Source organism: Pseudomonas sp. P5_A2_2, assembly GCF_054177685.1.
This window is the reverse complement of record NZ_JBGCUL010000211.1, coordinates 1-6,415: the sequence shown is the minus strand read 5'-3', so window position 1 is coordinate 6,415 and position 6,415 is coordinate 1. Positions and strand designations below refer to the sequence as shown.

The following is a 6,415-nucleotide window of genomic DNA, read 5'->3' as shown; positions in this document are numbered from 1 at the left end:
GGCCGTCCTTGAGTGTCAGGGAAGGGAACTTGATGTGGATGGCGGTCATTGCGGTCTAGAAGTGTGGCAAGGGGGCAATTGTAAACGCGATCATTGTGGGAGCGAGCTAGCTCCCACAGGGACTGGGGGTGTCAGCAATGATGGCAATTCAGTTTCAATTAAGTTCAGCTGGTTAAGGTGGCTCGCCTGGACCCCGATGCAACGCTGAGGTAGCGCGACGCTGATACCATAGTGGCTTTCGAGAAGCTCACACCACTGGCACCGACCGGGACCTGGAATTAGACGCTGTCAGCGGGCAGGTTCTCAAGAATCATCAGGATTGGTAATGAAGGTGTTTCTATTCAAGCGATGCACCGGCAGCTGGATAGCGCTGGTGCTTCTGGCTTTTTGCTCGGCAGTGATGGCCCGCGACCTGGACCAGGATGAAGCCCTGCGCCTGCGTCAACAGGGCGTGATCCTGCCGCTGGAGCAACTGTTGCAACAGGCGATGGATCGCTACCCCGGCGCGAAACTGCTGGAAGCCGGGCTCGAAGAAAAACATGACGTCTACATTTATGAAGTCGAGCTGCTGACCCCTGAAGGCGTGGTTCGCGAACTGGACATCGAAGCCGCCACCGGCCGTTTACTCAAAGACAAGGAAGACTGATCCATGCGTTTGCTGCTGGTGGAAGACCATGTGCCCCTGGCCGACGAACTGCTGGCCGGTCTTAACCGCCAGGGCTATGCGGTGGACTGGCTGGCCGATGGTCGCGATGCGGTGTATCAGGGCAGCACTGAACCTTACGACCTGATCATCCTCGACCTCGGTTTGCCGGGCGTGCCGGGGCTTGAGGTGCTGGCGCAATGGCGCGCGACAGGGCTGGCCACGCCGGTGCTGATCCTGACCGCCCGTGGTTCCTGGTCAGAGCGCATCGAAGGCCTGAAGACCGGCGCCGATGATTACCTGACCAAACCCTTTCATCCCGAAGAGCTGTTTTTGCGCATCCAGGCGTTGCTGCGCCGTTCCCATGGCCAGGTCAACCAGCCAACGCTCAAGGCCGCCGGGCTGCATCTGGACGAAGGTCGGCAGTGCGTTGTCCGCGACGGTGCGGACATTCAGCTGACCGCCGCGGAGTTTCGCCTGTTGCGTTATTTCATGCTGCACCCCGAGCGGATCCTCTCCAAAAGCCACCTCGCCGAGCACCTCTACGACGGTGAAACCGAGCGCGACTCCAATGTGCTGGAAGTCCACGTCAACCACTTGCGCCGCAAACTCGGCAAAAGTGTGATTGAAACCCGTCGCGGCCAGGGTTACCTGTTCGGCGGGCAAGCCCGGTGAGATCGATCCAGCGCCGCTTGAGCCTGGGCCTGATCAGCGTGATGGTGGTCGTTGGCCTGGTGCTGGCGCAAACCAGCCTGTGGCTGTTCGAAATGGGTTTGCAGCGCTACCTCGAAGCCGGGTTGCGCAATGACAGCGAGAACCTGCTGGCGGCACTGGTGCGCGGGCCGCAAGGCTTGCAACTGGATGAACGACGTCTGTCACCGGCCTATCAGCGGCCGTTTTCCGGGCAGTATTTCCGCATCGATTTCGCCGACGGCCATTGGCGTTCCCGTTCTTTATGGGACCAGGAACTGCCGGCGCTCGATCACCCCGGCCTGCACGATGACCTGCAACTGGGGCCGGAAGGGCAACAGTTGCTGGTTTTGCGTACAGACTATCGACGTTCGGGGGTGCCGATCTCGATCAGCGTCGCCGAGGATTACACGCCGATACGTGAAAGCTTTCGGCGCATGCAACAACTCGGATTGGGCCTCGGTTTGACCGGGCTGCTGCTGATCCTGTTGCTGCAACGGATTACTGTGCGCCGCGCCTTGCGTCCGCTGGAACAGGCGCGCGAGCAGATCGCGCAGTTGCAACAGGGCCAGCGCTCGCAACTCGATGATCAGGTGCCGGTGGAACTGGAGCCACTGGTGGCGCAGATCAACCACTTGCTGGCCCACACCGAAGACAGCCTCAAACGCTCGCGCAATGCCCTGGGCAACCTCGGCCACGCACTGAAAACGCCGCTGGCGGTGCTGTTGAGCCTGGCCTCGAGCGAGCAACTCGACGCGTACCCGCAATTGCGCAAGACCTTCAAGGAACAACTGCAACAGGTCGAGCAACGGCTCAATCGCGAGCTCAATCGTGCACGGTTGTCCGGCGATGCGTTGCCAGGCGCACTGTTTAATTGCGATGCGGAACTCCCCGGATTGCTGGCCACCCTGAACATGATCCATGGCGAACACCTGGCGCTGAGCTACCGCGCACCGACCGGCCTGCAATTGCCCTGGGATCGTGAAGACCTGCTGGAACTGCTGGGCAACCTGCTGGATAACGCCTGTAAATGGGCGGATGCCGAGGTGCGGCTGAGTGTGGTCGAGCGGGCGGAGGGGTTTGAACTGAGTGTGGAAGATKATGGACCGGGCATTCCCGAAGAGCGTCGCGATCAGGTGTTTGGCCGAGGTACGCGGCTGGATGAGCAAACGGAGGGGCATGGCCTGGGGCTGGGTATCGTGCGCGACATCGTCGCCAGTTGGGGCGGGAAACTGTCGCTGCTGGAAAGCGAGTGGGGCGGGTTGAAGGTCGTCATCGAGTTGCCCAAACACGCCTGAAGCTACACCAGCCCCCCTGTGGGAGCGAGCTTGCTCGCGATGGCAATCTGTCTGACACATTGATGTCGAATGTGCTGACGCTATCGCGAGCAAGCTCGCTCCCACAGTGGTTTTTCATGGCCGCCGATTGTGAGTACACCCTATTCCACCGGGTGAGGTGTCAGGCTTATGTGTGATGAATCTCCCGATCCTTGGTTTCCGGCATGAAGAAAATACCCAGCACAGCCGTCATCACCGCGATGACGATCGGATACCACAGCCCGTAGTAGATATCCCCCGTGGCCGCCACCATGGCGAACGCCACCGTCGGCAGGAAGCCACCGAACCAGCCATTGCCGATGTGATAGGGCAGCGACATCGAGGTGTAGCGGATGCGCGCCGGGAACAGTTCCACCAGCCAGGCGGCAATCGGCCCGTAGACCATGGTCACGTAGATCACCAGGATGGTCAGCATTAGCAACACCATCGGATAGTTGGTCTTGGCCGGGTCGGCCTTCTCGGGGTAGCCGGCGTCCTTGAGGGCAGTGACGAGGTTGGCGGTAAAGGCGTCGTTTTTGGCCTTGAAGTCGGCGGCGGGCATGCCGGTGCCCTCGAAGCTCTCGATCACTTTCTCGCCAATGCGCACCTGCGCAACAGCGCCCGGCTCGGCGTTCACGTTCTTGTAGGGGATGGCCTTTTTGGCCAGCACGGTTTTGGCCAGGTCACAGGAGCTGGTGAATTTGGCCTTGCCCACCGGGTCGAACTGGAACGAACACTGGCCGGGATTGGCGATGACCGTGACCGGATTTTTCTCCTGTGCAATGAACACGTCCGGGCTACCGTACTGGGTCAACGCATGGAAGATCGGGAAGTAGGTCACGGCCGCAAGGATGCAGCCGGCCATGATGATGCCTTTACGCCCGATGCGGTCGGACAGGCTGCCGAAAATGACGAAGAACGGCGTACCGATCAGCAGCGAGCCGGCGATCAGCAAATTGGCGGTCTGCGGGTCGATCTTCAGCGTCTGCAGCAGGAAGAACAGCGCATAGAATTGCCCTGTGTACCAGACCACGGCCTGGCCAGCGGTACCACCGAGCAGGGCCATGATCACGATCTTGAGGTTTTCCCAGCGGGCGAAGGATTCGGTCAGCGGTGCCTTGGACGCCTTGCCTTCAGCCTTCATTTTCATGAAAACCGGTGACTCGCTCAGTTGCAGGCGGATGTACACCGAGATAATCAACAGCAGGATCGACAGCAGGAACGGAATCCGCCAGCCCCAGGCTTCGAAGGCTTCAGTGCCCAGAGCGGTACGGCAGGCGAGGATCACCAGCAGTGAAAGAAACAGGCCGAGGGTTGCAGTCGTCTGAATCCACGAGGTGAAGTAGCCTCGTTTGCCCTTGGGTGCGTGTTCGGCCACGTAGGTCGCTGCGCCGCCGTACTCACCGCCCAGCGCCAGGCCTTGCAGCAGGCGCAGGCTGATCAGAATGACCGGCGCGGCTACGCCGATGGTTGCATAGCCCGGCAGCAAACCCACCACAGCCGTGGAAATACCCATGATCACGATGGTGATGAGGAAGGTGTGTTTGCGCCCGATCATGTCGCCCAACCGGCCGAACACGATGGCGCCGAAGGGCCGGACGGCGAAGCCGGCGGCGAAGGCGAGCAGGGCGAAGATGAAGGAAGTCGTTTCGTTGACGCCGGCAAAGAAGTGCTTGGCGATGATCGCCGCGAGGGAGCCGTACAGGTAGAAGTCATACCATTCGAACACGGTGCCCAGGGACGAGGCGAAGATGACCTTGCGCTCCTCCCGGGTGATACCGCGGTTGGGCGTGCTGCCCGTGGCTGTAGTGTCGATTGCTGCCATGAGTATTCTCCGTCTTGCTCTTGTTGTAGGCCGGAGTTCCCACTAAAACTTACCGTACCCAGGCCATGGGGCTGATGTCATCGGATTACGGGTCTTGCATTGAGGTTGACGCCGCAAAATGCTGCAAGGTTCCTTGAAGCATAATCACCTTGCGGCAGATATCCACTCGCCATCACGGCTGAGGTCGGAAAGAGGGGTATGACTGGCACATCCAGGCCAGCAGGGTGATTTTCCATTGAATGGAAAGTTGTCTGAGCGACATGGAGATGTCCTTATTCGATAAATATCTGAGACTTTGCACTGTAGCGGCCACGATCCGGCGTTCTTTTTGCCGTCCGTTGAATATCGAATCACCCCTTGTAGGAGCTGGCTTGCCAGCGAAGACGGCTGAAAGATCGATGCAAAGCTCACGGCCGCCTTCGCTTGCAAGCCAGCTCCTACAGAGGGGGCGTTGGCTTTGACAGCGCGCCGACTCTGCGGCAAAGTGCGCGCCCTCTAATAAAACCCATTCCTTTTATCCGCTGGCGGCTCACGCAGACTGCCGGACGGACTCTTTTCGTTTGCCCAGAGGTATGACAATGAATGCAGTAATTGCCGCGGTCGGCATCATGCTGGTACTCAGCCTGTCCCGCGTGCATGTGGTGATCGCCCTGATCGTCGGTGCGCTGGTCGGTGGTTTGACCGGTGGCCTAGGGATCGAGGCGACCCTCAAGGCCTTCAACAGTGGCCTCGGTGGCGGGGCGACGGTGGCGTTGTCCTACGCCTTGCTCGGCGCTTTCGCCGTGGCCATTGCCAAGTCCGGCATGGCCCATGCGCTGGCCGACAAGGCCCTGGCGATGGTCGATCGCCAGCACGCCAACGGCGGTGGCCAGGTCAAATGGCTGCTGATCGGCCTGCTCTGGGTCGTGGCCATTGCCTCGCAGAACATCCTGCCGATCCATATCGCGTTCATTCCGTTGCTGGTGCCGCCGCTTCTATATGTGCTGACCAGGCTGCAACTGGACCGTCGCCTGATCGCCTGTGTCATGACCTTCGGTTTGATCACGCCCTACATGTTTCTGCCGGTGGGCTTCGGCAACATCTTCCTCAATGAGATCCTGCTGGCCAACGTCGCCCGCAGCGGTGTGGACATCAGCGGCATCAATGTGACCCACGCCATGGGCATTCCGGCCCTGGGCATGGTGGCGGGCCTGCTGATCGCGTTTGTCAGCTACCGCAAGAAGCGTGTCTATGACCTGGAAAAGATCGAACAAGTCGAGCAGGTGGCGGTGCAATACAACCCGCTGAGCCTGATGGTGGCCGGTGTGGCCATCGCGGCGGCGTTCATCATTCAGTTGTTGCTGGATTCGATGATTATCGGTGCATTGGCCGGTTTCCTGATTTTCTCGGTGTCGGGCATCGTCAAATGGCGTGACACCGACGATCTGTTCACCGAAGGCATGAAAATGATGGCGATGATCGGCTTCATCATGATCGCCGCCTCCGGGTTTGCCGAAGTGATGAAGGCCACCGGCGAGGTGCAGACGCTGGTCGAGTCGTCGGCGGCGTACATCGATCACAGCAAAGGCATCGGCGCCTTGCTGATGCTGCTGGTGGGGTTGCTGGTGACCATGGGCATCGGCTCGTCGTTCTCCACCGTGCCGATTCTGGCGGCGATCTTCGTGCCGTTGTGCGTGCAACTGGGTTTCAGCCCGATTGCCATCGTGTGCATCGTCGGCACCGCCGGTGCCCTGGGCGACGCCGGTTCGCCGGCTTCGGACTCGACCCTCGGCCCGACCTCCGGCCTGAACATCGACGGCCAGCACCATCACATCTGGGACACCGTGGTCCCGACCTTCCTGCACTACAACCTGCCGCTGCTGGCGTTTGGCTGGGTGGCCGCGATGGTTCTGTAACCCCGGAACCCCTGTAGGAGCGAGCCTGCTCGCGATGGTGTGTCAG

The 6,415-nt window shown here is 60.3% G+C and carries 5 protein-coding genes; 4 read left to right on the top strand and 1 reads right to left on the bottom strand.

Features of this window, described 5'->3' with window-relative positions; all coding sequences use genetic code 11:
- Positions 1-325: 325 nt before the first annotated feature.
- From ACXRVY_RS14185 to ACXRVY_RS14175, 3 genes are read left to right on the top strand one after another with little or no spacing between them, the layout of a single operon-like run.
- The gene (locus ACXRVY_RS14185) at positions 326-646 is read left to right on the top strand and encodes a PepSY domain-containing protein (RefSeq protein ID WP_223462371.1); all 321 of its coding nucleotides are present in this window, start codon (positions 326-328) and stop codon (positions 644-646) included.
- A gap of 3 nt (positions 647-649) precedes the next feature.
- Complete coding sequence (locus ACXRVY_RS14180) at positions 650-1,318, top strand: response regulator transcription factor (protein ID WP_223462370.1); 669 nt, start codon at positions 650-652, stop codon at positions 1,316-1,318.
- The gene (locus ACXRVY_RS14175) at positions 1,315-2,631 is read left to right on the top strand and encodes a sensor histidine kinase (protein WP_458237602.1); all 1,317 of its coding nucleotides are present in this window, start codon (positions 1,315-1,317) and stop codon (positions 2,629-2,631) included. The genes ACXRVY_RS14180 and ACXRVY_RS14175 overlap by 4 nt, the downstream gene beginning before the upstream one ends.
- Positions 2,632-2,797: 166 nt before the next feature.
- Here ACXRVY_RS14175 and ACXRVY_RS14170 read toward each other — a convergent pair whose 3' ends face one another.
- Positions 2,798-4,474, bottom strand: coding sequence for an MFS transporter (locus ACXRVY_RS14170; protein WP_223462368.1), 1,677 nt, complete (start codon positions 4,472-4,474; stop codon positions 2,798-2,800).
- A gap of 578 nt (positions 4,475-5,052) precedes the next feature.
- Between ACXRVY_RS14170 and ACXRVY_RS14165 the strand changes: the two genes are divergently transcribed.
- On the top strand, positions 5,053-6,369 hold the full coding sequence (locus ACXRVY_RS14165; RefSeq protein WP_223462367.1) for a Na+/H+ antiporter family protein: 1,317 nt from the start codon (positions 5,053-5,055) through the stop codon (positions 6,367-6,369).
- Positions 6,370-6,415: the final 46 nt, after the last annotated feature.